This window comes from Paenibacillus assamensis DSM 18201 (genome assembly GCF_000422445.1).
Lineage (GTDB): Bacteria > Bacillota > Bacilli > Paenibacillales > Paenibacillaceae > Paenibacillus_B > Paenibacillus_B assamensis.
Genome location: NZ_KE383837.1, coordinates 332,040 through 358,992 on the forward strand (window position 1 = coordinate 332,040; position 26,953 = coordinate 358,992).

Sequence of the window (26,953 nt, forward strand, 5' to 3'; positions counted from 1 at the left end):
CAATCACACTGTGACAGTTTAGAAAAATTTAAAATAAACGTGTGAAGAAAATGTGAGACTACCAAGCTTATTAAGTACTTACCATTAATGATCGACATCTAAACTACAAATCTAATTATTTTTGAAAATGGATGGAGGACACCACTATGTTATCTTCCCGTACGATTGAAATTGTTAAATCTACAGTCCCCGTGCTCGGTGAGCACGGTACTGCCATTACAAAGCGTTTTTACACCATCATGTTCGAAAATCATCCTGAACTGCTTAATATTTTCAATCATGCGAACCAAAGTCAGCACCGTCAGCCAACAGCACTCGCTAATGTAGTATACGCAGCTGCTGCAAATATCGATAAACTTGAAACCTTGCTTCCTGTCGTTAAGCAAATTGCCCACAAGCACCGGGCGCTCAATGTGAAGCCAGAGCACTATCCTATCGTAGGAAAACATTTGCTGATGGCCATAAAAGACGTGCTCGGAGACGCATCTACAGACGAAATCCTCGCGGCTTGGGGTGAGGCTTATAGTGTTATCGCCAATGTATTCATCCAAGTAGAAGATGATATGTACAAGGAAGCAGAACAGCAGCAAGGCGGTTGGAGCGACTATCGTCCCTTCATGGTTATGCGCAAAGTTCAAGAAACGGAATTCATTACTTCCTTCTATTTACAACCACAGGATAACGGCCCTATCCCAACCTTTGCACCAGGACAATACATTACGGTTCGTGTGAAACCAGAAGGTTCGGTAAATACACATCATCGCCACTACAGTTTGTCGCTAGCTCCATGCGGTGATTTATATCGAATTACTGTCAAGCGCGAAGGTTGTGGCGATAATCACCCTGGAGGAATTGTTTCCTGTTACTTGCATGATGCTGTCCACGTAGGAGATACATTAGAGCTAACTCCACCTGCTGGTGATTTCATCTTGAATCAAGATAAGAACAATCCTGTTGTTCTTATCAGCGGCGGCGTAGGATTAACACCAATGGTTAGTATGCTGCATACACTTGCTGAGCAAGAGCCAGCACGAGATACGATTTATATCCATGCAACGAAGAACCGTCAGCAGCATGCTTTACGAAATGAAGTAGATAAATTAGCGGAAGAACATGCTCACCTTCATGTTTTAACTTGCTACGAAGAAGGAACGGTTGGTACAGACTGCGATCATGAAGGCTACATCAATGCCGATTGGCTCAGTTCTGTGCTATCCACAGACCAGCTTACAGAAGCAGATTTCTACTTCTGCGGACCTGTTCCATTTATGAAATCGATCCATGCACAATTACAGCAGCTTGGTGTTACAGCTGAACGTATCCATTATGAGTTCTTTGGCCCTTCAGGTACATTAGCATAACTAATCTCGGTAAAGAATAACCCATTACTGCCTGCTTAATAAACTAATGCCCCTAACCAGTTAGCTGATTAGGGGCACTTTATGTATTTTAAACATCAACACCACGCCTGTTGATTAATCAATAGTATATATAATTTAATAGCAAAGAGGCCTCTCATTGCTTACTGCCATACAGCGCGATTTTTCACGATCTTTGTGGCTATGTAGCTGCATTTGTGATTCATTCTAGTAGATCCCATGACTTGCTTAATTACCTACAATATATTAGTGTGAATAATTATTCTGAACTCTCACTTTCTAAATCCCACACTTCTTCAAACTCAAAACCCTTTAGTTTGCTTTCTAGAACTAAATTACGGAATTCATCCGTTACAATCACTTCTAGTGTTTCAGCTAGCTTGAAAATAGGACCTCTGTTTAAAATCTTATCTTTAGCTAGATATAATAGAACCATTTGAAAACCATCTTGTTCTGACTTATAATCTGCACATTCTATCACGCTTAGAACATTAACTACCCGCACTTCCTCTCCCTCGATCTCCCCGGGCAATAATTGAACATAGTCTTCAATCAACGGAAGTAAAATGTTCAATGTTTTCATAGGAAATACAGGAACACCGGGTAAAAATCTCGGGAAATCCTTGTATGATTTTTTTCTACCAACAACAAACTCCATGTATTCCCAAGAACCATCGATTCTTTCGCCATCTAAAATAGATTCTATTAAATCTTCATTTTGTTCATCTTTGCTTACTATAACTCTGGATTTTTCGTCGTTTAGCAATCTCCATATTTTCATTCTATCACCTCTATCTTGATGACCTACAATAATTCTCCTATAAAAATACTTAGGTCAGCAGCTCCATTAACTCACTCATATGACTAAAATATTTCCTCGGAAATACTTCTGCATTTTTCATCGTCTCGATGTCTGCTTGGTAAGCGATGAATTCGATCCCTGCTCTTTCGGAGGCTTTCCCATCAATCCAAGAGTCCCCTATGGATAGCCAATCACGACCCGAAGTAGTTGGATAACGATTAAGAATATATATAAATCCGTCTGGAGAAGGCTTTAGGGATTGCATGTGTTCCCTTCCAGCTACATGATCAAAATAGTGAATGATACCGTTATCTCGCAAAGCTGCATTCGCAGCTTTCTCAGAATTGTTCGTAACTACAGCTAAGTGATAGCTTCCATGTAATTTGTCTAGCAGTTCTGTTACCCCTGGCTCCAGCACTGCCCCCTGCATCCCTTCTACCTCATGCTTAACTGGTATTTCCCACATCGCTTGCAGCAGCCCTGCTGTCATCCGATTGGTTGCTATTGCTTCTTCTATAATGGTAGAAGTCGTGTATTGCTGCAAAGGAAGTCCTTCAGGTAGAACGCATTGTTCCACAAGGAACGCATACGTCTCTTCTTTCATAGCTTGGAAATTAATCTTCGATTGCAGCAGTGTATTGTCCATGTCGAAAATAATACCCCGTTTATGAGCGTAACTATTGTACATGTCGTTCTTTGTAGGTACAGGGTCAGCACTAGAATTCTGCTTACTCTTATTATTCAATACGTTCATCTTCTCCCACCTCGTTTCATCCCTTACTCCAGCGCACTATTATATTCTTATCATCTACTCACTTACTCGCAAATGTCATTTAGTAAAAAGAACACCAAGTCCAACAAGGCACATGGTGTTCCTCATCAACATGGTTGTAGATACACTCGAATTTACACAGCCCCACCAGGGATAAATTGATTCATCCAGCCGACGATGCGATCTAACCGTTCCACACGCAGTTCCGGGTGCCCGCTGCGAGACAAGTTATGATTGGCATCTGGGAAACGGACGAACTGTGTTTCTTTGCCTTGACGTTTCAATGCAATAAACAATTGCTCCGCTTGTTCGATTGGACAGCGCAAATCTTGTTCCCCATGCAATATTAATAGAGGCGTGTTGATCTGTTCCACATAAGCAAGCGGGGAGTGCTTCCACAGCTTCTCCATATCCGCCCATGCGTTGCCGTCGATTTGATCTTCTGTAAAGTAATACCCAATATCACTTACACCATAAAATGAAATCCAATTGCTTATGGAACGCTGAGTTACAGCTGCTACGAAACGATCCGTATGACTGACAATCCAGTTCGTCATAAAACCGCCATAGCTTCCGCCCGTCACACCCAACCGTTGACCATCAGTATAATCGAAGTTCGCGATGGCATAATCGACGGCTTCCATTAGATCTTGATAGTCTCGACCACCGTAGTCACCACGGCATGCATTGACAAACCTCTGCCCATAGCCATGCCCACCACGCGGATTCGTATAAATAACAGCATAGCCTTGTGCAGCTAGCAGTTGGAACTCATGCATAAAGGAGCTGGCGTACATGCCATGTGGACCACCGTGAATTTCTAAAATGGTCGGGTACTTTCGTCCTTTTTCCATACCTATAGGTGGAACCATCCAGCCTTGAACCTTCCAGCCGTCAGATGTCTCGAACCAGAATATTTCTGGCTTGCTTAATTCCAACTCATCTAAAAATGATTCATTATGATGAGTCAATTGGATAGTCGTGTTTGAATCTAGGTTATGTGAGAACAATGCGCCAGGCTGCATGAAATCAGCCTTTACCATGACGATACTTGATTCGTCCGCTGTCAATTCAAACTGAATAATTTCTTGCGGTCCCTCAGTCAATAGCTCATGTGTACCATCCAGACCAAACTTAATGATATGTACACTTCCTTCGATTGTCGCAAGCGTATAGATCGATAGGTCATCTTTACTGAATATTGGGCCTTCAAATTCGCCAGTCTTCATATCTGTAATTGCATTGTTGCCAAGCTGCCAATCCAAGTATTGAGAATGACAAGCAAGAACGCCTTCTGGATAAGTTACTGTATATAAGCGCTGGAGCGATGCAAATCCATGTGAGAAATCGGAAGCATGGAAGGCGATTGTCCGACCATCATGCGAAAAGACCGGTTTGCTAATTGAAAGGCTAGAATCTGTTAATCTACGAGATTCAGCATCCGTACGTTCAACAACGAACAGATCATTCGTCCGTACTAGATCAGGATTAACAGTCTCATCTTGCAAGTCCTTTGCCGTGTACACAATTGTTAGGCTATCTGGAGCCCACGCAAAGCTTGTGACATCAAAATTCCCATTTGTTAACGCCGTGGCTTCACCTGCTGCACAGTCATGTACAAACAAATGTGTTTGCTTGCCATCCCACAGCCCTGCCCCATCCGACTTATACATGAGTCTGTCGATGACAAGAGCTTGCTTGCCTGGCTTGCGAACCTCTTCTCCATCTAGTGTAGACGCCGTAGTGATGCCTACTTTGGACAAATAAAGGATATACTGCCCATCAGGAGATAAAGCAAAGCTTATAACGCCTGTTTCAGCCTTTGTAACCGCATAAGCTTCACCGCCGAAACTATCCATCATCCATACTTGATTATGCTCGCCATCTTTGCGGATAAAAGCAAATGAAGTTCCATTCTGCGACCATGCAGGAGATGTATCTTTTGGGCCTTGGGTCCAAGCACGATCCTGCTCCCCGTTACTCGATACGATTCGAATGGAGGTATCATATCCACTTTTGTCATCGTTAACTTGTTTCGATACATACGCAATACGATTGCTGACTGGACAGACGGCAGGGCTGTTCACCCATTTGAATTGATACAAATCCTCAGAAGTTATTTTACGTTTCCCCACTTGCTGTCTCCTCCTCCGATGATTACGTATACAATAACCCGCTCGGATATCCGAACGGGTTATGTATCTTCTTACATCATATCATCTTATTAGAAAATACCGCATAAAAGTTTGGATAAAATTAGCTTCTCTTTCTATCCTTCTTATTACGTAAATCAACCACGTCTTCAGAAAAAACGGTGTTATCGAACAACAGGCTCTCGCTCATAAATGCGATACATCTCCAACTCTTCGTCCATCGCCGTTGTTATAGCAAAGGCTTCTTGCACACTCTTCTTGTTATGCAAAACCTCGTAGAAGTATCGTACAACGAACATAAGCGCAGAACTTCCATATGGATAATCATCCGGTCCGATATACGTTTGGCAACCACCGTTCAAAAAAGCCTGTGCCAACTTCGGATCGCCCAGTGAACATCCGTTTGCAAGTACAACTTTGCCTGGCAAATTAACAAATCGAGCTACTTCATCAGGACCAAAGTCATCTCTTGGTTCATACTCTTCATACACAGATTCGTCCAGCTCTGGCATCACAAATTTGCCCTCATCCCCATGGAAACTAAATATAATGACATCCACATCTGGATAAAGATCTTTGCCTGACAAAATATCCATCAAGTCAGATGGTCTGCCAATCCAATAGGTAATAACACGAGCATCAAATGATTCCAATGTTGCTCGGATGGCATTTGCCTCCATATCACTGTCAGGCCCACATACTAATGCAACACTCATCACCGGTTTACTCATCTTCCATCCCTCCATTAGTTTCATATCGATATTTTGAGTACATATGAGATTCAACTACTAAAAATGGAGGTGAACGGGCTCGATATTCGACCCTAACAGCGATACGTTAACGCATAATGTTTGTCATCGTTAAAGACACTCCTCTTTACCAAGAATTATAAATGTTTGAATTGTGGAATATATTACTATAGAAAACGTCATTACTTCAACCTACACCTTTTAAGAAGTAAGAAAGCACCATTACTGCAAACACAGCACAATCGACCGTTCCTACCTCCTTGCATATAAAGCATACCGTCAAAGCTAAATCCTATTATAACTTGCTTCATACACAAAAAATAAGGAAGCAGTAGAGCAACAGAATTCACGTTGACTCACCATTTCCTTATTTTCTACAAGCACTCTTAATCATTTACTTTTGGGAAATAGCTATTATCATTAAAGGTCGCCAATTCTATAAGATACCATTGCGGCAGTAATATTGAAACTGGAGCCGGCACTTCCCTGCACTTGCAATTGGATCGTAGCTGGAACGACTGTTACAGGGACGATTATGGTCCGAGTTAGCTCTTGCGCTAACCCAGATGCAACATCGATAAATATTCCAGAAATCGGATTACCGTCTCCTAGTATAGTCGCCGTAACTCTTTCAGTCGTTGTTACAAGACTATCAGCTACCATTTCGAAGTTGATATAATAATTTCCCGTCTGGTTTATAGTCCAGTTCGTACTAGGGGCGACAAATCCAAAAACAGCCGGGTTGTTGGTGAGAGAGGTTGTAAAAGTTATTAATTCCGCAGCAGCCCCCACATTTTGTGGTGCACCATTTTGAAGATCTATAAACGGTACAGATCCAATGGTTCCAGTTGGCCCCGTCGCACCTGTCGGGCCTGCTGGACCAGTGCCGCCAGTCGCTCCGGTCGCTCCTGTTGGACCGATTGGCCCATCTGGGCCCGCTGCTCCTGCTGGACCTTGTGCACCGGTTGCTCCCGCTGGGCCTGCCACACCCTGCGGACCGGCTGGGCCTGCTGGACCTTGTGGACCGACTGCGCCTGCTGGGCCTGCCGGACCTGCTGGGCCCGCTGGGCCTTGCGCACCTTGCACACCAGGCTCACCTTGTGGACCTGCTGGACCTGCTGCGCCTTGCGGACCTGCCGGACCTGCTGGACCTTGCGCTCCCGCTGGACCTGCTGGACCTTGTGTGCCTGCTGGACCTGCCGGACCCGCTGGGCCTTGTGGACCGATCGGCCCTTGGGCACCGGCTGGACCTGCTACACCTTGCGCTCCTGTTGGACCCGTTGGACCTGCTGGGCCTGTTGCCCCCGTTGGGCCTGGTGGACCACCAGATGGTCCGGTGGGTCCGGCAGGACCCGTTGGGCCAATCGCTATTGGTGTGCTGAGTATGTTGTTTAGTTTGCTGTCGAGAATAAAGTTTTTCTTCGTAATTTCACGAAGCGTATCGCGCACACTCTCATTTACATCAAGTATGTCCGTTAGAGATACCGTTGGCGCTGATACACCAGGTAATGTTCCTAGGATATATTGGAGCTTTTCACCTTCTGCATTTATGATATGACTTAACCCTAATTCCTCCATCGCTATGGATGAGAGCAAAAGTGTTACCGCATCTTCTCGTGTGACTGTTATTTGTGGCGTAATATTAGGAATATTCGATTGAGACATTAAATAACCTCCCCTACCAACCGTCTTGTTTATTTCTCACACTATAGTATTGGGCATAATGTAATATTGATTGGGTATATGCCTGCTCAATAATGTTTTTTTTGTATACTTCCATCAAGTACAGGTGAAACCGTAATAATCTCCGTTGGTGGTTGAACTACTGAAATGTCTACTCTTGCTGACTAATAGTATTGGATCAGAAAAGACGTTCACATCATTCGTGAACGCCTAGTACATATTGTTTCATTTTAAAGATCTGCTAACTTAAATGTGTGTAAGTTAAGTTGAGCGTTAAAGCTTGAACCTGCATCTCCATTCATTTGAATCTGCAATACTCCTGCCCCTGGCGTTACAATGAGAGTGAACGTTTTTGAAACGAACGCCGTGAACGTAGGTGCAATATCGGTTGAATAAAAAGAAAGCGGTGCTTGAACGCCATTCAATAACGCTTGTGCAGTAAACATGTGTACCGCCGCAACAAGATTATCAATTGCAATTTCATATGTTACCCAATAAATTCCTGGTTGGAATGTAATATTGGTCGTTGGTGGTGTAGCTGATATCTCCGCTGAATCTGAATCGAATCCTGTCCATACCGCTAACACAGGTGCTGCTCCTACCGCTTGTTCTTCCGCTCTAGATGCTCGTGCGATGACGGACGTTAAAACCGGACCTGTTGCTCCTGTTGGCCCTGTTACACCTATACCTGTTGCACCTGTTGGGCCAGTTGCTCCAGTTGGGCCTGCCGGGCCGGTTGCTCCTGCTGGGCCTGCTGGGCCTTGCGCTCCGGCTGGACCCGCTGGGCCGGTTGCTCCTGCTGGGCCTGCTGGGCCTTGCGCTCCGGCTGGACCCGCTGGGCCGGTTGCTCCTGCTGGGCCCGGTGCGCCTTGCGCTCCCGCTGGGCCTGGAGCACCTTGCGGACCTGCTGGGCCTGGATCACCCTGCGGGCCTGCTGGGCCTGCTACCCCTTGCGGACCGGCTGGGCCCGCTACCCCTTGCGGACCGGCTGGACCTGGGTCACCCTGCGGGCCTGCTGGACCCGCTGGGCCTTGTGCTCCCGCCGGACCGGCTGGACCTTGCGGACCGACTGCACCTGCTGGACCCGCAGGACCTTGCGGGCCAGTCGGACCCTGTGCCCCAGCTGGACCTGCCACCCCTTGAGCTCCTGTCGGCCCCGCCGGGCCAGTTGCTCCTGCTGGACCCGTTGGTCCCGGAGGACCACCTGACGGACCTGTCGGTCCCGGAGGGCCTGTTGGACCAACCGAAATCGGTGTATTCAACACACTGCTAAGCTTACTGTCCAATAAAAAGTTTTTCTTTGAAACTTCACGGAGTGTCTCCCGCACACTATCATTGACATTAAGAATATCACTGATTGTTGTAATAGGTGCAGTAACTCCCGGTAGTGTACCAAGAATATATTGAAGCTTCTCTCCCTCAGCATTAATAATATGACTAAGCCCGAGCTCTTCAAGGGCTATGGATGAGAGCAATAAGTTAACCGCATCTTCCCGAGTTAACGTAATTTGCGGGGTAATATTCGGTATGTTAGATTGAGACATTTGTTTTCCTCCTAGGCAATTGTCTTTGTTGATTTCATACCGTCATTCTATGCTCCTGCCTAGATTTGGTCTGGGCGTTTGCCCATAATAATGAGATTTTGAAATAACATGCAACATTCTTTCAATAAAGCACAACCATAAAAAAGCGCCCCGATCATCAATTCGATAACAATGAGGACGCTTATATATACCAGATTTCAAAACCATGTGATCTGTATAATGAAAAAAGCCTCAGCTCGGAATGATGTGCACCCCTTAGAATTGACATTGGAAAAACCCCTTGGTTTAACCGATGAATTCTAGGGGGTGCATTTTTAATGGCAATGAAAGGTCAAAAGTTTAAGACATATTCAGAGGAGCTAAAGATAAAGGCTGTCCGTCTGCATGTAGAGGAAAAATGGACGTATCGGCAGATTAATGCTCACTTAGGTATACAAGATAAAGATCGAATAAAGCGTTGGATGCGTAAATACCGTGAACAAGGTGAGTTTGGTCTATTAGATCAACGCGGAAGGCGAAAGGAATATTTAGATCAGGAACGATATGTTCAGCAGTTGAAACGGGAGAATGCGATGCTAAAAAAGTGTTTGGAAATCTGGATGCAGGAGGTAAAGAAGAGCGCTTCAAACTCATCGAAAAAGCGGCGAAATTAGGACAAGTAACTCAGCTGTGCCAACTCCTTGGTGTTTCAAGAAGTGGTTACTACGCTTATTTGAAGCGAAAAAATTACGACCGGGATGCTGATGCCAAGCGACTAATCCGTATCGTATACAAGCGTTATGAAGGAAAATACGGCTATCGACAGCTCCAATTGTTTTTGTGGCAGGATGAAGGGGTATGGATGAATCACAAGAAGGTACTCCGCCTCATGCAAAAGCTCGGTCTTCAAGCAAGTATTCGTCGGAAACGTCGATTTAATATGACCTACCAAGTCGCAGAACGTGTGGCTGAAAATTTACTGAAGCGAGATTTTAAGGCAGAAAAACCAAACCAAAAATGGGTGACAGACGTGACCCAATACCGAGTAGGCGAACGCTGGCTATATCTTTCGGCTGTAAAAGACTTATTCAACAATGAAATTGTGGCTTACCAACTTAGTGAACGTAACGACAATGAGCTGGTTTTGAAGACATTCGCCAAGGCCATAGCCAAACGAAAAGACGTGACCGGACTAGTCGTACATAGCGACCAGGGATTCCAGTACACGTCTCATGCATACCACGACATGCTGCCGAAGGTTGGCGCCCAAATCAGCATGTCTCGTCGGGGCAATTGTCTAGACAACGCCTCCATGGAGAGTTTCTTCTCGCATCTCAAAACGGAAGCACTCTATCCTTATCATATCCGAAATCTTACAGAGGCACAAAGCAGAATCGAAAAATATATTCGATTTTATAACCGACGACGACCACAACGTAAACTAAATAAGCTGTCGCCGATAGAGTATCGACGCCAGCTTATAGCCTAGGTGTTTTTTTTCAATGTCCACTACAAGGGGTCTTGACCAGAACAGCACTGAGGAAAATAAACGATTTTTATGTTTTATTCTGTCCACTTAACAGGAAATACTTTAGTCCAATCAAGAACAGGCTTTATTTCTAACGCATCTAAACTTTCGATCTTCTACACGTCACGTCCAATATTTATTTCCTTGTGCCATAACAAATCTATCCAACCCGTCTGAAAATCACAATACAATGAACGAGCATCTTCCCTTTTATATCTTTTACATTAATGTCCTACCTTTCACGGCGAAACTATCCTTCGATAAAAGCTATTTATAATATTTTATTTCACCTTATAAAACTCTATTATCAAGTTAAATGAGGTTGGGAATGGCTGATTAAGTTTATTAATTCCATTCATATCATACAAAATATTTCGATTTCTGTTGTTAGTTATTAGTGCATAGTATTTATTATTTGAATCATTAATTTTAGTCAAAAGAGAGTCACTTAGATTAATGTCTGTTGTATTTCCTTTTACAATATTAATATCTCTTAATGTTTCTTCAATTTTTCCATTCTTATCTATAATCACGATATCAATTTTAGTATTATAAGATATTGCCCCTAGTGATAACTTGTGAGGTAAGCTCTTAATGAAAAATTGGCCGTTTTCATTTTGAATCTCTAATTCTTGCTTCTTCTCGTCATAAAATTTTGGGAAAGGATAAACATTAATCTTTTTATCATTTAAAAGACTCTCTTCTATTTCTAAATCGCTTAAAGTACTATTTTCATCATAAGGTACATTAGGATTTAACACCACAAATCTTGATATAGCTAAATATGATCCGTCATAATGTTTATTTGAGCTAATGGGTATTACAGTTAGATCCTCATCACCTGTACTATCCCACATTAACTCTAAGGGAATAATTGTTGTGGCTTTATCTTTATAATTGATAGAGACGGAAGAATACCAATTACTGTCCGAAGGCGTTCTCACTAGAGCTGTTTTGTTCCCTTGAAGAAATATTAGGTTAATTGCCCCTCCATCTAATCTCGTATCAACAATAAACTCACCCTTAATTATATTGCTTTCCTTATTATTTACGTAGTAAGAGTATGCATCTCCACCGGGCAAATTTATTTTCTTTTCTAGGCTCTTATCTATTTGAAATTTATGAGAGTATGTGAACATCTTTGGATTATGAACCACCTTTTCTGCCTTTGATAATAGAACATGTTGGTTTTTCAGTACTTTTCCTTCTGAAACAGAAATAATTTTGTTATCATACTGATTTATAGTATTGAAATTTAGAATTATAATACTTGTAATTAATCCAATTGAGATTAATACAAGTATAATTGTATTTCTCTTATTGAGTGACATCGATTATACCTCTGAATTATTTTTAAATAGAACATATGGATGATAGAACCACCATTCATATGTTCTATTTTGATTGTGCTAGTTAAATAGGTCTTCCATTGTAAAATACCGCAGCAGCCGTTCTCTGTTCATATAAAACACCATCATGAGTTGCAGTGTGAATAGTTACTGTCTCATGACGTCCAATACTTGGGCGAAAGTCGCTGACATGTGAAATTGCAGTTCCAAAACCTATTGAAATATCCTTATTTCCAGAAGAAACTAACACCGGCTGTTGAAAGACCATTATATACCATAAAGAAGCAGTTGCTGAGGTAACAGTTGTAATCCACTTACCTTTTGTAGTTCCTGCACCAACTACAGCTCCTACACCATTTGAAACTTTACTTTCACCTACGGCTAGTGAAGCAAATGGATTCACATATAATGTGCTATTATTTTTGCTAGGCAAATTGTTGTTATTTTCAGTAGATTGAGGCAGGTCTTTTTCATATTGAATAGTCGCATTAAATCTTTCAGTTAATTGGCGGTTCTCGCGTATTTCATTTGGAGTAGCAGATACAGTAGCCGGTAATACAACAGACAGTAAGAGAAGTGTAGCCAAGGATTTTTTTAAGAAAACATTCTTCATATTCTACCTCCGATTATATAAATTTAACTTCAAAAATAAGGCGATATTAATTAGAGCTAACGTACTGTTCGACCAGTAATGCTGATTTCGTAATCCTTTGAAATAACTGACATTATTTGCTTTAGAGTTGCATTTCCGCAAACTTTTCCCTTGACTTTAAAGTGTGCTTGCGATTCATTTGAATTAGCATTAAGTATGATGGTTAACAATGTTGGTGATATAAAATGTAAGAAATTCAGTTGGAGTAGGATGTAGAAAAAGATACTTTTGAAGTAAGAGTTTCACTGAAAGAGTTTGATAAAATCTGAAATGAGATACTATCATTTGAGTAAGTGTATTCTGCTTCTTGTGCAGTTGATAACGAAGATGGAATAAATAACGTGATACATACAGTGATTGTTAAAGCGATACTAACAGTTTTTTAAGTTTCATGCAAACCCTCCAATCATCATTAATTTTCAATCTGATGTTAGATTTTACAAGCACACAACTATACAATTTTAAATTTAGCCTCACCCCTTTCATAAGCCTTAAAATAATTTTTCACATTCCATAAATGCAAAATATAAACACTTATCTACTACCAACATTTCATTTGATTGACTGTCCAAGTACCGCAAGAACAAGCAAATACATCAATAAATGTTCTTTCAAATTCAAAACGCTTGTAATAAGACTTTTTGTAAATGCAGCCGCACCTAGTGTAATAATGGGCTTTATTAGTTGTGTCTACGTCATTAATCTCTTCTCCCACCAACTTACGTACAAGAAGTTTATATTCTTCCGCGAATGCATCTTTACGTAAATACTTCATGCTTAACTTCATTGTGAAGACTCTCCCTTTGATACTTTAACAATAACTTATCTAAGTCTTGACTCATTTCAACCATCCTACCATCGGTCAATTCTAAGCCTTTTTTATAGGCTTCGTTCATTCGGAACCGTAAGAATTCGATCTCTTCAAGCATTCTCATCAGTCCTTGCAGAGTAATAACGGTGGACGAGGTTCCCCTATTGCCCGTCCACCATAAATCAAGTTCCCCTAAACAGAATATATCTTTTGTTGTTAGATATTTCACTAAATGCAAATCACTAGCAACAAAAACAAAAAAAGTAGACACTAATTTCAGTGTCTACTTAGGTTTCAAACTAATATTTTTAATGATAAACCATACATACTACATTTACTTTGGTCCAATCCACGGAGAAGTATAAGCTATAATTACAGGAACGATAACGATGGATGCAACAACAATATTAAAAAGAATCGGCAATTTAGACATTATCTTTTTCACGTCAACCAATCCTCTCTTAATGAAGATTTATTTATTAATTATTTGGTAATACATCTCATTCGTTTTTCTTATCATCTCAATGTTGAAACGTGAACTATTTTCAAGTAATGCAGTATTAATTAAAGATAATGTCTCTAACGCTTTGTTAGTAAGTCCTATTTCTAGATAATATTTCGCACCTTTTAAATAGTAATCAAAAGCCCTGTCAGCATCTTGACCAAGAAGTATATTACCTTCTAATTGATAAAAATAAGCTAACCGCGCCCATTTGTCAGGTGTTGTACGTGCATCTTTTACAGATTCTATCATTTTTGATTCGTATTCTAGTAAAGAGACTGCACTATCAAAATTATTTAGTTGTACGTAAATGTTCATTAATTCAGATACGACATAAACTAAATTATATTCTGAAACAGATTCTAGACATTCACTTAATTTTTCTAGTGCGACTACAAAATCTCCATTCTTCGCATTCAAAAAACCTTCAAACATCTTTGTATTGTCTGCAATATAAGGCAACTTCCCATAAGTTTCTATCAAACGTTTACTTTCATTGAAGCGTCCTAAATGATACAAACAAAATATAATGTTATTAATTGCAAGTGCCTTATACTCGCCTTTGAAAAGGCTGAACGTATCGTGTTCAACAACGTATTGACTGTACTCAATCGACACTTCATACATCATCAACGAATATGCATGCACAGCCATGCAATAATGGAACCTTATCCTATCTCTTTCATCTAAGAATCGGACGTAATCTAAAACTTTTTCGCCCAAGTAATACGTTTTATAGAGCTTTGTAAAATCATTTCGCTCAATCATATAAACCTGATACATACCTCTTGCAATATAAGGCATTACACCATGTTCACGTGAGTAATTCACTACGGTATTAAATAAAGCTAATTTAGTGGAAGTATGATTGACATCGTTGGCTGTGGTGAAAATATTTTCAATAGCTTCATAACTATCTACGTGAGGAATCTCTAGATATCTAGTGGCGATTTCTGTGATGAGGGATGCAGGAGATGACATTGATATAGCTTCTTGAAGTATTTTTAGAATAACCTCTGCATTACGCTCTAATGAGATGTATATCCTTATGTACTCATCATAAGTTATTTCTAGTGCCTCAGCAAGCGATTTTATTGTAGTAATTTCAGGTTTTTTGACTTCTCCATTTTCAATTCTGGAGATAATACTTTTATTCACACGCGCCTTCTCAGCTAACTTGTCCATTGTCAACTTTAAATTCGACCTTCGGTGTCTAATTATGTCTGCAAAAGTATCAATCATCTCACTTTCACATCCTTTATTATTTTGAAACAATTACAAAAGAGTTGAGAATTATGAGTATCTAAGAAGGGTTAGTAACATATGAATCTCAGAAAAGATGTTTCGAGGTAATTTTCTTTATGGGGTCCGGGGAAACCTATCTCTGGAAAACGATTATAGCATATTTTTACATGTTGTCAATTAATTAAATCTTTCTAAAATATAGAAACAATAACTAAAAAGACAAGAAACACCCTCAATTAAGAAGGTGTTTTCTTTGCTAGTTACAATATTGAAAGCCACTTGAATTGTAGAATGTACAGTATTAGAAATTCCTTCTACTCAACCAATCTGCAAAATGTTTACGTTCGCTGCAACAAACTTTATCGTCTCTAGATTTGTATTTATAAGCTTCAGTTGGTTCACACCAGCGCCCGTATTAAACACAGCGGAACCCGCTCCCCCTGAACGCGAGTTGCCATCAACGAGCGGTGGCGCTACAGACAAGCTCTGGAACAAGGACTGATCATTCAAAGTAAATTGGACCCTTACCGGAAGACCCGCCAGCAGCGGACATTCAATAAAATTATAGGCAGCAAAATAAGTTGCATTGGGAGCTAATGAGATAATGGTTGGAGCAGCAGCAGAAAACGAAATGCCCGTTCCATTTACAACTTCGGCCTCTAGAAAGGGGACCGCTTCATTATAGGCAACATCAACATACCCATAGCCATAAATTGCTGCATTATTTCGTGTCAACGAAACACTACCGTAATCGGTTATATCGGTTACTCGAATATTGACGCTGCTAAAGTTCGTACCAGTCGTGCCTATTGGAGGAAAACCAACCAATTGCAAGATGCTGGGGTTGGGGATGGATGGTGTATTGAATATGACACCGCCTGATACAGAAGCGGTTGGCGTGTTTTGCCCTGGAGGCATGGCTGTAGGAAAAGAAGAGGTTTGTGAGCCGGGTACTAACGATCCATTTAAGCGAAGCTCTGCGGATACGACTCTACCTGTCAATGGTGTGCTGAATTCCGCATTGTACTCCACTAAATAGGTTCGACTCGGTGCCAGTGTAATATTGGACAATCCTTGAAGCTGAATTCCACTCCCATTTTGTACAATGGTAAAAATAATGGCTGGGGCACCATTACTAGGGATGGACCCACATCCACCCGAACATCCGAAATCTGCGCTGCTTGCCACTTGATTCACCTCCACAGACTTGCTTTAAGCAAGCTTAATAACTGTCAATGTTGTCTGGTCAAATGCACGAGTTACACCTTCCAAGTTAACCAATGTCAACACGCTCGGCGCTCCACTGCTCGTATTGATGATCGTATTGGACAGAAGCGCAGTAATGGCCTGAGGCGCACCAGGCAGCGATTGCATTTGTGAATTTGTCCCCGGTATGGTAACTCCATTTATCTGCAGTGCAGCTTCTGGCGTAATGGTCCCCGCAGTAGGAAGCTCTGGCTTCGTTCGATAGGCGATATAATACGTTTGATCAGGTGCCAGCAGCACATCTGTCGATGGAGGGGTATGCGTAATTTGTGTACCATTCAATGTAAAGTTTTCTGTAAATGGAATGGCATCGCCCGATGCTACGCTGGCGAAACCAGGGTTTCTAAAGAAACCATTATTGGCCGTGATTTGTACAGCAGTAGCCCCAGTTGGACCTGTCACTCCCGGATCTCCAGTGGCTCCCGTAACACCTGCAGCGCCTGTCGCTCCTGTAGCTCCCGTAGCACCTGTAACACTGGCACCAGTCGGACCGGTTGGACCCGTAACGCAGGGACACACACCTGTTGGTCCTGTAGGACCTGTCAAACCTAGCGCTCCCGTTGGTCCTGTTGGCCCAAGTGCTCCGATGGCCCCGATTGCTCCTGTCACCCCCGTTAACCCTGTTGGGCCTGTAGGGCCCGTCGAACCTGTGACTCCCGTGGCTCCCGTCGGACCTGTCGGTCCAGTCGCTCCCGTTGGGCCGGTAATGCCCGTAGCTCCCGCAGGACCAAGTGCTCCTACTGGACCTGTGGAGCCAGTTGGACCCGGTTCACCAGTCAACCCTGTATTGCCCGTTGGTCCCGTTGCTCCTGTGGGCCCAATCGCTCCCGCAGCTCCCGTGGCACCTGTCACTCCTGTTAAGCCCGTCGCACCCGTTACGCCCGAAGCTCCTGTCGCTCCTCGAAGAGGGGTTTCAATTACCGCCTGCAGCTTACAATTCAAGATGTACTCGTGCTTAATTGCAGCCATCAATGTTTGTCTCACACTATCATTTACAAGCTGAATCTCACTTAGTGAAAGCGGCGTCGTTAATCCTGGTAATGTACCTACGGCATATTGGAGCTTTTCAGCCTCTGCATTAATAATATGACTAAGCCCCAATTCTTCTAGCGCAATCGACGCTAACAGCAAATTAAGCGAGTCACTCAACGTAATCGATATTTCTGGTGTAATATTCGGCAAATTAGCCTGTGACAATCGTATCCCTCCCTTTTGCCACTGACATCAGTTAACTGATAGCGAAAACACTAATATTCACATTTTCATTAAAATCAGAACGAGAAAATAAGTTCAATGTAGATGGGCCGCCTATCGGGGTATTAAATATCGCACTACCTTTCAACGTAATAAAGTCTCCCGCGGGATTGCTCATGAAAATGGTAACCAGATCGACGCTATTCAAACTAAGAATGATATCGAGTCCACCGGCTAATGCATTGGTATCCACATCGACTGAGGCTGCTGCGTAATAGGTGTGACCCCCTTCTAAAAGAATGTCCGGTGATCCTGGTACGTGAGAAATGAGTGTGCCATTCAATAAGCGATTAATAGCAAGCGGGAGAAAATCCGAAGGGCCAGCATCTCCAGGAGTAACAAAACTACCAAAATTGGCAGTGACGAGAGCCGCAGCACCCGTGGGACCTGTCGCACCTGTCGCTCCTGTATCGCCAGTAGCACCCGTTAATCCAGTCACACCTGTTGCTCCTGTTGGGCCCGCTGCACCTGGCGTTCCTGTCGCTCCTGTCGAGCCTGTTGGACAGTTGATCGGGCATTCTCCTGTTGGTCCAATCGCTCCTGTTGCACCCGTATCACCCGTCGCCCCTGCAACCCCGATACCGCCCGTATCTCCTGTTGCTCCCGTAACACCTGCGGGGCCAATTACCCCTGTCGGCCCTGTTGGGCCTGTTAAACCTGTGCTTCCAACTGCTCCAAATGCTCCTGCTATTCCCGCAGGTCCCGTCTCACCTGTCGCTCCTGTTGGTCCGATAGGACCTGTCTCACCAGTTGGTCCCGTCGCTCCTGTTGGACCTGTCGGACCTGATGCACCCACCCCGCCTGTCGCTCCCGTTGCTCCTGTTGGTCCAGTGACTCCCGTTGGCCCCACTGCTCCAGTCGGACCTGTTGGTCCCGTCGCTCCTGTTGGTCCCGTTGCTCCTGTTGACACATCCTGAGCAAGGATTTGCGACAGCTTCGTTTCCAGCAATGCTTCTTTTCTGGTCAACAGCCTGATCGTATCTGCAACACTAGCATTAATTTGTAAAATGTCGCTCAATGTCACTGGTCCAGTTAATCCGCTTAATGTGCCTAAAGCATATTGAATTTTTTCTCCTTCTGCATTCAAAATATGACTCAAACCTAGCTCTTCTAAAGCTATGGATGCCAGTAATAGTGGAATGACCTGATCTCTTGTAACCAAAATGGTAGGTGTGATGTTAGGAATATTCGATTGTGACAAGATGCCCTCACCCCTTTATCCTCCACATTGTTCTCTAGACGGAGACATAATTGCGGACAATTCGCATGGATAAGATTGAATTTATGAAATGATTCTATTGTAATGCGATGATCGATATCGAAATGTTGGAGAAATCTGTGGCCACTCCAGATGTGTTGATAAGCTCCAGCGTCCCAGGTGTTCCTCCTGTTTGGATGATCGTATGATTGGACAGTTCTACAGGAACACCTGCTGATGTATCGTAGCTGGCTGTTGTTACAATTACATTAATGCCATTAAAACGAAGCGTAGCCGCAGCAGTTGTACCTGCTACCGTGGCCTGCGTTTCATAGTCTACAAAGTAAGTGTGGTTTTGTGCCAAAGTGATGGTCGATGTAAGTGGTGTATGTGTGATTAAAGTTCCATTTACCGTTTGATTCGTTTCTAAAATGAGCGCTGCTCCGTCTGCGGCCGTTTGAGTACCTACGGTAACGAAATTGGCGTTGTTTACGGTAATCAATTCTCCTGTCGCACCCGTTACGCCCGTTATACCTGTAACACCTGTGGCTCCGGTTACTCCAGTTGCACCTGTCGCCCCAGTCGCTCCTGTTGCTCCAACCCCATCTGGACCTGTAGGTCCCGTTGGACCCGGTGGACAATCTGGCGGACAAGGTCCTGTCAGCCCAGTAGCTCCAATAGCTCCCGTGTCCCCAGTTGGCCCAATTGGTCCGGTGAGGCCTGTATTTCCTGTCACTCCCGTTGGTCCAATTGCCCCCGTCGTTCCCGTGACACCCGTCGCACCCGCTGGGCCTATTCCACCTACTTCTCCAGTTGTGCCTGTAATACCTGGATCACCCGTGGCTCCTGTGACCCCTGTATCACCAGTAGCGCCAATAGGTCCCGTAGCGCCTGTAGCTCCCGCCGCACTTGAACCTGTCGGGCCTGTTGGCCCATCAGCTCCTGTACCCCCTGTATTACCAGCAGCCCCCGAAGCTCCACTAATACCAATTCCAGTTGCCCCTGTTGCACCAGTAGCTCCCGTTGCACCTACTTGTACATTGGTGCTTAAGATGGTTTCCAGTCTTTCTGTCAACAGCATTTCCTTTTGATTGACCGTGCGCAGCATATCAAGAACACTAGTATTCATTTGTAATAGTTCACTTATTGACAATGGTACCGTAAGCCCGGGCAGTGTTCCGATCGAATATTGCAACTTCTCTGCCTCTGCATTAATAATGTGACTGAGTCCAAGCTCTTCCATCGCAATGGAAGTCAGTAGTAAATTGATGGCATTATCACGAGTAAGATTAATTTGGGGTGTAATATTCGGTATGTTTGACTGAGACATATAAGCTCCCCCCTAGTGCCCGCAGTTCTATTTCAATCGTCTATACTAGAAATATGGAGATAGGAAAGAATTCGTGGCGGCAGTTCACATACACCAACAGCACAAATAAGGCACTCCACTTTAGAGAGCCTTACGCTTTGTAGTTTTCTTGTCCTCCATTTTTCTTAAATCCATGAACGAAATAACAAATGGCTTCATATACATAGACCTATAGCCTGCTATCATGCATTCCCTTTGTTTGAATGGTTAAGCTGAATTATGAAAAAAAGAAGGTGACCTATGACCAACTGGCATAAACATAACCCTACTTTTGAATATGAGGAGCTTGAACCTCGTATATTGCAGCACTCTGCTTGGGTAGGACATCGCCATTTCTGCTATGATTTCATTCGGCTGCATGAACCGAATATAGCTGTAGAATTGGGTACACACTGGGGCGCTTCCTTTTTTAGCATGTGCCAAGCGGTGAAGGACGCTGCATTACCTACTTCATGCTATGCGGTAGACACTTGGGTGGGAGACGCACACTCCGGCCAATATGGAAATGAAGTTTACGAACAAGTTTCCACGATTGCCTCCACTTTGTATCCCAACATTAGCCATCTATTGCGCACAACCTTTGACGAAGCGCTGAGCCAGTTCGCCAATGGATCGATTGACCTACTTCATATCGACGGATTTCATCAATATGAAGCGGCAAAGCATGATTACGAATCTTGGCTGCCTAAGCTTGCCCCACACGGCGTCGTATGGTTCCACGACATATCGATTCAAGCATACGGATTCGGCGTATGGAAGCTATGGCAAGAGCTGAAGGATCAGCATCCACATCTGCAATTTGAACATTCCGGCGGATTAGGCATTTTATTTCCTAAAGGAATCAATCAGCATTATCACGCACTGGAGCAGCACTGGTTAGAACACAAGCAAGCATACCAAACCTAACACGAACTTTTTTACAAATTTCTATACAAAGAAGCGCAACCTACCCTAACAGGCAGTTGCGCTTTTGTTGTTCTTGTATGTGAACGCTGCAATAACCTCACAATAACGACTAGGCCACCAATATTGCACTAATGAATCGCATCCTTTTCTTGAAAAATAGACTCACCTACTATTTCGATATCACTGATCAGCACATTTTCGTTATAAGCAGTCGGATTCTCCATATAGCGCAATGGGAACGATTTCTGGATAAGTCGTACTTGCGAGCTGCTCTGCAAGTCATCCGCATGCTCGCACAGCATCTTCACACCAACCGTATCAACCGTAATAGAGCGTTTTAATATCCGAATCTTTCTCCGCATTTGGTCAGATACATATTCCCCAACATCAAGCAGCAGCACATAAGGACTATCTGCTTTTTCCACGGCTCGTTCCCACTGCATCATTTTATTCTCGCCCGCATGTCCCGATATATATTTAGCAGCGTACGCAGCAGCCACCTCACTACATGCCCCTGTCTTATCCACCACAATAATTTCATCTGCAATTTCTTTAATCGAGTCCAATGTTCTCATTAACGAAGAATCTGTGGCTGCAATCACACAGCAGCTCAGCTTAGCGTCTTCTTTGTAAATCAAATCAAAAATATCTTCACCCCACTTCTCTTTTGCCTTTTGCCGATTAATCCCCATTAAATACTGAACATTGTTCCTCTGTTCATCCGTCTGAATATCTTTCATTGTCACATGGCCTACATGATGGATGAAGCAGGCATTGGCGATATAAAGCCTGTATCCCGCTTGCGCCGCCCGCAAGCAGAGATCATCATCCTCAAAGTTGCCTATATCGTACCGTTCATCAAAACCTCCGACCTCATCCAGAACAGCACGCTTCACCAGCAAACAGAATCCAATCAGGCGTCTAACCTCCGTCATTTTCCCCGCATTACGTATTTGATGTTCATGAGCAAATGCATTCAGATCCAGCAAATCCTTATACGGTACAGGGATAATTTGATGACCACTTGAATAATTGGTAAGCGGACCTGACATTCCAATATCCGGGCTTGCATGTAAAGCATCCAACAGGTGGGTCAGCCAATTCGGAGTCACAACCGTATCGTTATTTAAAAATAAAATGTTGTCTCCTGATGCAATAGCCAGACCTTGATTGCACCCTGCAGCAAATCCTTTATTATGACCATTGCAGATCAGAGTTACATCTGGCTGCTGCTTCAAATACATGATCGTCAAATCCGTCGATCCATTATCCACTACGATTATTTCGTAAGGCTCAGATGTATATTTCCGAATGCTTTCCAAGCAAAGTACCGTATGATGAAACTGATTAAGCGTAAGGATAATAATACTCGTCTTGCCTGTTCTCACACTTCGCTCCCCCCATCGCCGCGGCTAGCATGAACGGAACTAACTGATGCCAGTTCATATTTTTCTCCCAAGATGCGTTTGAAATAGGTCTGATTGTACAACATGCTTGGATGATCAGGGAGGTAACTCAATGCCAGCTCATTATGATAGCAAGCCTTTTCAGGCTGGCCAATTTGATCGTAGCACACACAAAGCTTCAGATGTGGAATCCAAGTCCACGTCGATGACTGTGTCATCGTCAATTGGTCAGAAGGAATCGCAAGCTGTGTCGCTTGCTCAAACCAGTAAATCGCTTGTTGATGGCGTTTATTGTTCAGCATCCACTCGCCAATTTGGCAGCAAATATCAGAATGGGGCTTATCAAATTCGAAAGACCGGAACAATGCTGGCAGCCGCTCGGACTCCTGATTGAGCTTCTCGTGACAGGATTCCATTTTCAAGCAAGCCTGAATACAATCTTCGTACCACCCTTGCTTCGTTTGCAGAAATTTTTCGTAATAGTCCAAGGCGTCCTGATACCGTGCATGATCTTTTAACTCATTTGCATAATAGTACAAGTCTCGTGCTGTAAACGTTTCACCTGCCGCAAGCCTGTTTTCATAGATTCGCAAGTTCCGATCGGTATAGTGCTTATCTTTTTTATGGTAAATGCATATTTCACTATGGAAAATAGGACCGTACACCTCTAGGTACTCATGCACCGGACCTATCCATTTAAAGTTCGCATCTCTTCGAACAAGTCGATTGCGTCTCAATGAATACAATGGTTCTCCCGACTCATTCGTCGTCAACACATAAGGCATACTTACACTGTTAATATCGCGAGACAGTTCACGCTTTAGCTCTTTTAATGCCTGGCGATCCTTGCTCTCAATAACATCATCCGCATCCAGCCACAAAATGTATTCCTGTGTCGCCTTGCTGAACGCAAAGTTTCGTGCTGCGCCAAAATCGTCGATCCACTCGAAATCATATACGTTGGCTGCATTTTCACTTGCTATCAGCTTCGTTTTATCCGTAGAACCCGTGTCGACAATAATGATCTCATCCACGATCCCACTTACACTGTCCAAACAGCGCTGCAAGCTTTCTTCTTCGTTCTTCACGATCATGCACAAGCTGATCTTGATCGCTGACGCGTCCAATTGCTCCTGCTCCCGCAAGCGCTCAAGGGCGTGCTGCGCCATTTCATGCTTGGCGTTGCTCGCAAGAGTTTGTTCATAAGCGTGAATCGCGTCTTTTCGCCGCTCTAACTTTTCATAACATAGACCTATATGGTACCATGCGTGAAAACTGCCCATTCCTCGTAACGTAAGATGCTGCAAGTTCCCCTCGCCTAATTCGATGCAGTGTTGGAAAACTTCAAGGGCCAGCTCCGGCTTATTTTTCTGATTAAGAATGAGGCCTTTATAAAAATGAAGATCAACGTAATCGGGGTAAAGTAGAATAGCCCGTTCAATAGAAGGCCACGCTCCTTCATAGGAGCCATTTGAGAGAAGTGTGTCATATTTTAGCTTGTAGCAAAGTGAGGGGGGTAACTGCTGATTCTCAATAAATGATTTGATCGCCAAATTCACAGTATCATAAGCTTCCTCGTACTCCCCAAGTCGGTAGTACTCGCTTGCCAAATGATAGTCGACCCATGGACTGTAATCCTTGTTCTGCTTCTCTTTCAGAAGCAGCTGCTTATTTCGCTCCGATTTGCTCTTGGCCTCAACAACAACATTCATATAACCAAAATGATGAACTTTGACAGGTAGCTTGTGAACAGCAAAGCCCGTTCCTAGTATTTCCTGTACATTAAGCTGTTCGTGAATACGTCCTTTAAATTGAAAGCCTTTATGATTACGGAATACGCGATGATGATGCAGCAAAAAAGCTTCTTCAGGATTATCGGCAGCCCCAATATAGTTAATCAACTCGATGAGGGCAATATCTGCCTCCTGCACATCCCATATTTCACGTAAAGATTGGGCTGTATCCTGATCCAACTGCTCGTCTGCATCCAGCCAAAAAATCCAATCCCCTGAAGCTTGCTGCAAACTATAATTACGTGCAGCCGCAAAGTCGTCCTGCCATTCAAATGAAAATACTTTTGCGCCATGGGATTCGCATATGGCTATCGTATCGTCTGTTGAACCTGTATCGACAACGATAACCTCATCCACGACATCCTTAACACTTTCCAGACATTTTCCAATCAGGAATGCCTCGTTCTTAACAATCAAGCATAAAGATATGCGAGTTTCTGTGACCCTATTGTCAGTCTGATGCATACTTCTCATCCTTCCTAAGAAAATACACATTCGATGCGCATACTCGTCATAACTTTGACTCCTTGTAGCTAATGATTACATATATTGTCGGACGAACAACTGCCGGTAGCGCTCATACGAAACTTGATCAAACTCATCGCCATTGTAGTGGATGCACCATGGACTTTGCAGTACGGGAACACCTACTTTATAACCTGCCAGCTCAATTTCTTTGGAATGAGCAGAATCGTAAAAGTGAAAGCCATCGAATATATCGTCTCTCCATGGAATATTCACTCTTGTCGCCATAAATAGACCATCAATCGCTTGGACTTCCACATAATCGGTTGATTCAAGTGTTCCGTGATCAAACCGCAGCAGCTGATACACCTCACGCCGATGTTCAATTACTTGACCAACCAGTCTATTCCCTTCCCACCATATTCCGTTGGCAGGAAGCTCTACACATCCCGCAAGTCCTATCATGCCTAACTGCGGATGTTGTTCAAACAATTGAATCAGATCATAGAGCATGCCTCTATGAATGAGAAACGTATCTTGATGAATATAAACTCGATAAGCAGCCTCTAGGTTAAGCGCGCCATTGTAGCCACTCGCCATACTTTTTGCGCCTCGAACATCATACACTTCTACCTTAAATCCTGGCGGTACTAATAAATTAGCAATCTGTCGTTGTGCTTGTTGAAATAACGCTTCATCATTCACACACATAACAAACAAAATTCGCTGCAATCCCATTGTGTCTAATCCTTTCCACTGCATGCATGAGTGTAAGGATGGGACCTGTGTTGTACGGAAGGGATTACCATCATTGGCAGAAGCCTTACTACTCTACAGCGTGATGTGAGCCAACCTTCAATTCGAGACGCTCCAGAGCCGGTGTGTAATCCGGGAATATTTGAGTCGCTTGTTCAAATGCTTGTGCGGCTAATTCGGGATGGCCTAACTGCTCCTGACACAACCCAATATAATACCAAGGGTGGAAGCTTCCTACTCCTTTTAAAGTAAGATGCTTTATATTTTGCTCTCCAAGTTCAATACAATGTTCAAAAATAGAGATGGCTTCAACATACCACTCTTTCAGAAAATAGATGACACCCTTGTAAAAATGCAAATCCACATAATCCGGGTACATTTGAATCGCACGATCTATTCCTTGCCAAGCGCCTTCCACACTACCTAAAGTAATGAGAATGGAATACTTTAGCTTGTAGAGCAGCGATGGAGGTGCTGTCTCCCTTTGCAAAAAGTGAACAATGGCAAGATTCAAATATTCAAATGCCTTCACATAGTCCTTCATACGATAATATTCAGTTGCCAAATGATATTTGATCCATGGATGATGGTCTTCTTTTTGCATTTCGATTTCAAGCAAGCGAATGTTTCGTTCTGACTTCTTCTTCACCTCTACGCACTCATTCATATAGCCGTAGTGGTACATTTTAATCGGTAATGTTTGCTGCTCCGTATCTGTAAAATGAGGGAGTACTTCATCAAGATTCAGCATCTCATGAATCGCATTCTTGAATGTAAAGCCGATATGATTGCGGAAAATACGAGAATGGGCAATATGGAATGCATCGTTCTCGTTAGGCGAATCTCCAATAAAGTTGACCAGATGAATCCAGCAAATCGGTTGTTCTTGCTTCGCTAGTAACTGCTTTAGTTGGCTTGCATCCTGCTTATCTAATTCCTCGTCGGCATCCATCCATAATATCCAATCTCCTGTGGCCGCCTTCAAACCACAATTACGAGCTTCTGCAAAATGATCGTTCCATTCATACGTAAGCACCTGCGCACCGTAAGATAGACATATATCAATCGTTCGATCCGAAGAGCCGGTATCTACGACAATAATTTCATCCACTGCATCCTGCACACTGCTCAAACAACGAGCAATGCAATCTTCTTCATTTTTCACGATCATGCATAATGATATTTTTACTGTATCCACTATTAGTTCCTCCCGATCCCGACGCTTCGGATAATTGATACGCTGTTTCTATTTGCAAATGATAGGTGAGCCGCATAGATATCAGAACCTGCAGCGAAGATGAACAAAGCAAATAGGCTGCCTGCCACTACGGCAACCTATTCTATATCGTTTTCGCATATTTCTCGCTGCGACTTTATTAAAGGTAATAAGCT

23 protein-coding genes are annotated in these 26,953 nt (G+C 43.2%); 4 read left to right on the forward strand and 19 right to left on the reverse strand.

Features of this window, described 5'->3' with window-relative positions; all coding sequences use genetic code 11:
• Positions 1-146: 146 nt before the first annotated feature.
• A complete protein-coding gene (gene hmpA, locus H580_RS0115825; RefSeq protein WP_028595649.1) occupies positions 147-1,361 on the forward strand; it encodes an NO-inducible flavohemoprotein in 1,215 nt (404 codons plus the stop codon).
• Between the two features lie 277 nt (positions 1,362-1,638).
• On the opposite strand, the gene H580_RS0115830 is transcribed toward hmpA, so the two are convergent.
• The 6 genes from H580_RS0115830 to H580_RS26235 form a co-directional block, all read right to left on the reverse strand.
• A complete protein-coding gene (locus H580_RS0115830; protein ID WP_028595650.1) occupies positions 1,639-2,160 on the reverse strand; it encodes a hypothetical protein in 522 nt (173 codons plus the stop codon).
• Between the two features lie 49 nt (positions 2,161-2,209).
• A complete protein-coding gene (locus tag H580_RS0115835) occupies positions 2,210-2,935 on the reverse strand; it encodes an HAD family hydrolase (RefSeq protein ID WP_245583578.1) in 726 nt (241 codons plus the stop codon).
• Positions 2,936-3,087: 152 nt separating this feature from the next.
• Positions 3,088-5,088 (reverse strand): S9 family peptidase, encoded by a 2,001-nt coding sequence (locus H580_RS0115840; RefSeq protein ID WP_028595652.1) that lies wholly within the window; start codon positions 5,086-5,088, stop codon positions 3,088-3,090.
• Positions 5,089-5,270: 182 nt separating this feature from the next.
• The gene (locus tag H580_RS0115845) at positions 5,271-5,837 is read right to left on the reverse strand and encodes a hypothetical protein (RefSeq protein ID WP_028595653.1); all 567 of its coding nucleotides are present in this window, start codon (positions 5,835-5,837) and stop codon (positions 5,271-5,273) included.
• 438 nt (positions 5,838-6,275) lie between these two features.
• A complete protein-coding gene (locus tag H580_RS0115850; protein ID WP_028595654.1) occupies positions 6,276-7,520 on the reverse strand; it encodes an alpha-helical endospore appendage domain-containing protein in 1,245 nt (414 codons plus the stop codon).
• A 248-nt stretch (positions 7,521-7,768) separates the two neighbouring features.
• Positions 7,769-9,082, reverse strand: a complete 1,314-nt coding sequence (locus H580_RS26235; RefSeq protein WP_051217493.1) for a collagen-like protein — start codon at positions 9,080-9,082, stop codon at positions 7,769-7,771.
• 317 nt (positions 9,083-9,399) lie between these two features.
• Between H580_RS26235 and H580_RS0115860 the strand changes: the two genes are divergently transcribed.
• Positions 9,400-9,735 (forward strand): helix-turn-helix domain-containing protein, encoded by a 336-nt coding sequence (locus H580_RS0115860; protein WP_028595655.1) that lies wholly within the window; start codon positions 9,400-9,402, stop codon positions 9,733-9,735.
• Positions 9,666-10,550, forward strand: coding sequence for an IS3 family transposase (locus tag H580_RS0115865; RefSeq protein WP_169449376.1), 885 nt, complete (start codon positions 9,666-9,668; stop codon positions 10,548-10,550). Before H580_RS0115860 ends, H580_RS0115865 begins: the two co-directional genes overlap by 70 nt.
• A 320-nt stretch (positions 10,551-10,870) precedes the next feature.
• On the opposite strand, the gene H580_RS0115870 is transcribed toward H580_RS0115865, so the two are convergent.
• From H580_RS0115870 to H580_RS24495, 9 genes are all read right to left on the reverse strand, one after another.
• Positions 10,871-11,920: a hypothetical protein gene (locus tag H580_RS0115870; RefSeq protein WP_028595657.1), complete on the reverse strand. Its 1,050-nt coding sequence runs from the start codon at positions 11,918-11,920 to the stop codon at positions 10,871-10,873.
• Positions 11,921-12,002: 82 nt separating this feature from the next.
• The gene (locus H580_RS0115875) at positions 12,003-12,551 is read right to left on the reverse strand and encodes a hypothetical protein (RefSeq protein WP_028595658.1); all 549 of its coding nucleotides are present in this window, start codon (positions 12,549-12,551) and stop codon (positions 12,003-12,005) included.
• A 580-nt stretch (positions 12,552-13,131) separates the two neighbouring features.
• The gene (locus H580_RS0115880) at positions 13,132-13,377 is read right to left on the reverse strand and encodes a hypothetical protein (protein ID WP_028595659.1); all 246 of its coding nucleotides are present in this window, start codon (positions 13,375-13,377) and stop codon (positions 13,132-13,134) included.
• Positions 13,349-13,525 carry an aspartyl-phosphate phosphatase Spo0E family protein gene (locus H580_RS27055; protein WP_425414136.1) on the reverse strand — a complete coding sequence of 59 codons (177 nt, stop codon included), beginning with the start codon at positions 13,523-13,525 and terminating at the stop codon, positions 13,349-13,351. The genes H580_RS0115880 and H580_RS27055 overlap by 29 nt, the downstream gene beginning before the upstream one ends.
• 348 nt (positions 13,526-13,873) lie before the next feature.
• Positions 13,874-15,145 carry a helix-turn-helix domain-containing protein gene (locus tag H580_RS0115890; protein ID WP_028595661.1) on the reverse strand — a complete coding sequence of 424 codons (1,272 nt, stop codon included), beginning with the start codon at positions 15,143-15,145 and terminating at the stop codon, positions 13,874-13,876.
• A 321-nt stretch (positions 15,146-15,466) separates the two neighbouring features.
• Positions 15,467-16,336 carry a hypothetical protein gene (locus H580_RS0115895; protein WP_028595662.1) on the reverse strand — a complete coding sequence of 290 codons (870 nt, stop codon included), beginning with the start codon at positions 16,334-16,336 and terminating at the stop codon, positions 15,467-15,469.
• A 24-nt stretch (positions 16,337-16,360) separates the two neighbouring features.
• Entirely contained in the window at positions 16,361-17,611 is a 1,251-nt protein-coding gene (locus H580_RS0115900) for an alpha-helical endospore appendage domain-containing protein (protein ID WP_036605362.1), read from the reverse strand.
• Positions 17,612-17,642: 31 nt separating this feature from the next.
• Positions 17,643-18,869: an alpha-helical endospore appendage domain-containing protein gene (locus H580_RS26835; RefSeq protein WP_084509285.1), complete on the reverse strand. Its 1,227-nt coding sequence runs from the start codon at positions 18,867-18,869 to the stop codon at positions 17,643-17,645.
• A gap of 94 nt (positions 18,870-18,963) precedes the next feature.
• Positions 18,964-20,196 (reverse strand): alpha-helical endospore appendage domain-containing protein, encoded by a 1,233-nt coding sequence (locus tag H580_RS24495; protein ID WP_036605363.1) that lies wholly within the window; start codon positions 20,194-20,196, stop codon positions 18,964-18,966.
• Positions 20,197-20,475: 279 nt separating this feature from the next.
• Between H580_RS24495 and H580_RS0115920 the strand changes: the two genes are divergently transcribed.
• The gene (locus H580_RS0115920; protein ID WP_028595666.1) at positions 20,476-21,141 is read left to right on the forward strand and encodes a class I SAM-dependent methyltransferase; all 666 of its coding nucleotides are present in this window, start codon (positions 20,476-20,478) and stop codon (positions 21,139-21,141) included.
• A 128-nt stretch (positions 21,142-21,269) separates the two neighbouring features.
• Here H580_RS0115920 and H580_RS25565 read toward each other — a convergent pair whose 3' ends face one another.
• The 4 genes from H580_RS25565 to H580_RS0115945 form a co-directional block, all read right to left on the reverse strand.
• Positions 21,270-22,529: a glycosyltransferase family 2 protein gene (locus tag H580_RS25565; protein ID WP_051217495.1), complete on the reverse strand. Its 1,260-nt coding sequence runs from the start codon at positions 22,527-22,529 to the stop codon at positions 21,270-21,272.
• Complete coding sequence (locus H580_RS26695) at positions 22,526-24,805, reverse strand: glycosyltransferase (protein WP_245583579.1); 2,280 nt, start codon at positions 24,803-24,805, stop codon at positions 22,526-22,528. Before H580_RS26695 ends, H580_RS25565 begins: the two co-directional genes overlap by 4 nt.
• A gap of 75 nt (positions 24,806-24,880) precedes the next feature.
• Positions 24,881-25,543, reverse strand: a complete 663-nt coding sequence (locus H580_RS0115940) for a glycosyltransferase family protein (RefSeq protein ID WP_028595667.1) — start codon at positions 25,541-25,543, stop codon at positions 24,881-24,883.
• Positions 25,544-25,631: 88 nt separating this feature from the next.
• Positions 25,632-26,759, reverse strand: coding sequence for a glycosyltransferase (locus H580_RS0115945; RefSeq protein WP_342663195.1), 1,128 nt, complete (start codon positions 26,757-26,759; stop codon positions 25,632-25,634).
• Positions 26,760-26,953: the final 194 nt, after the last annotated feature.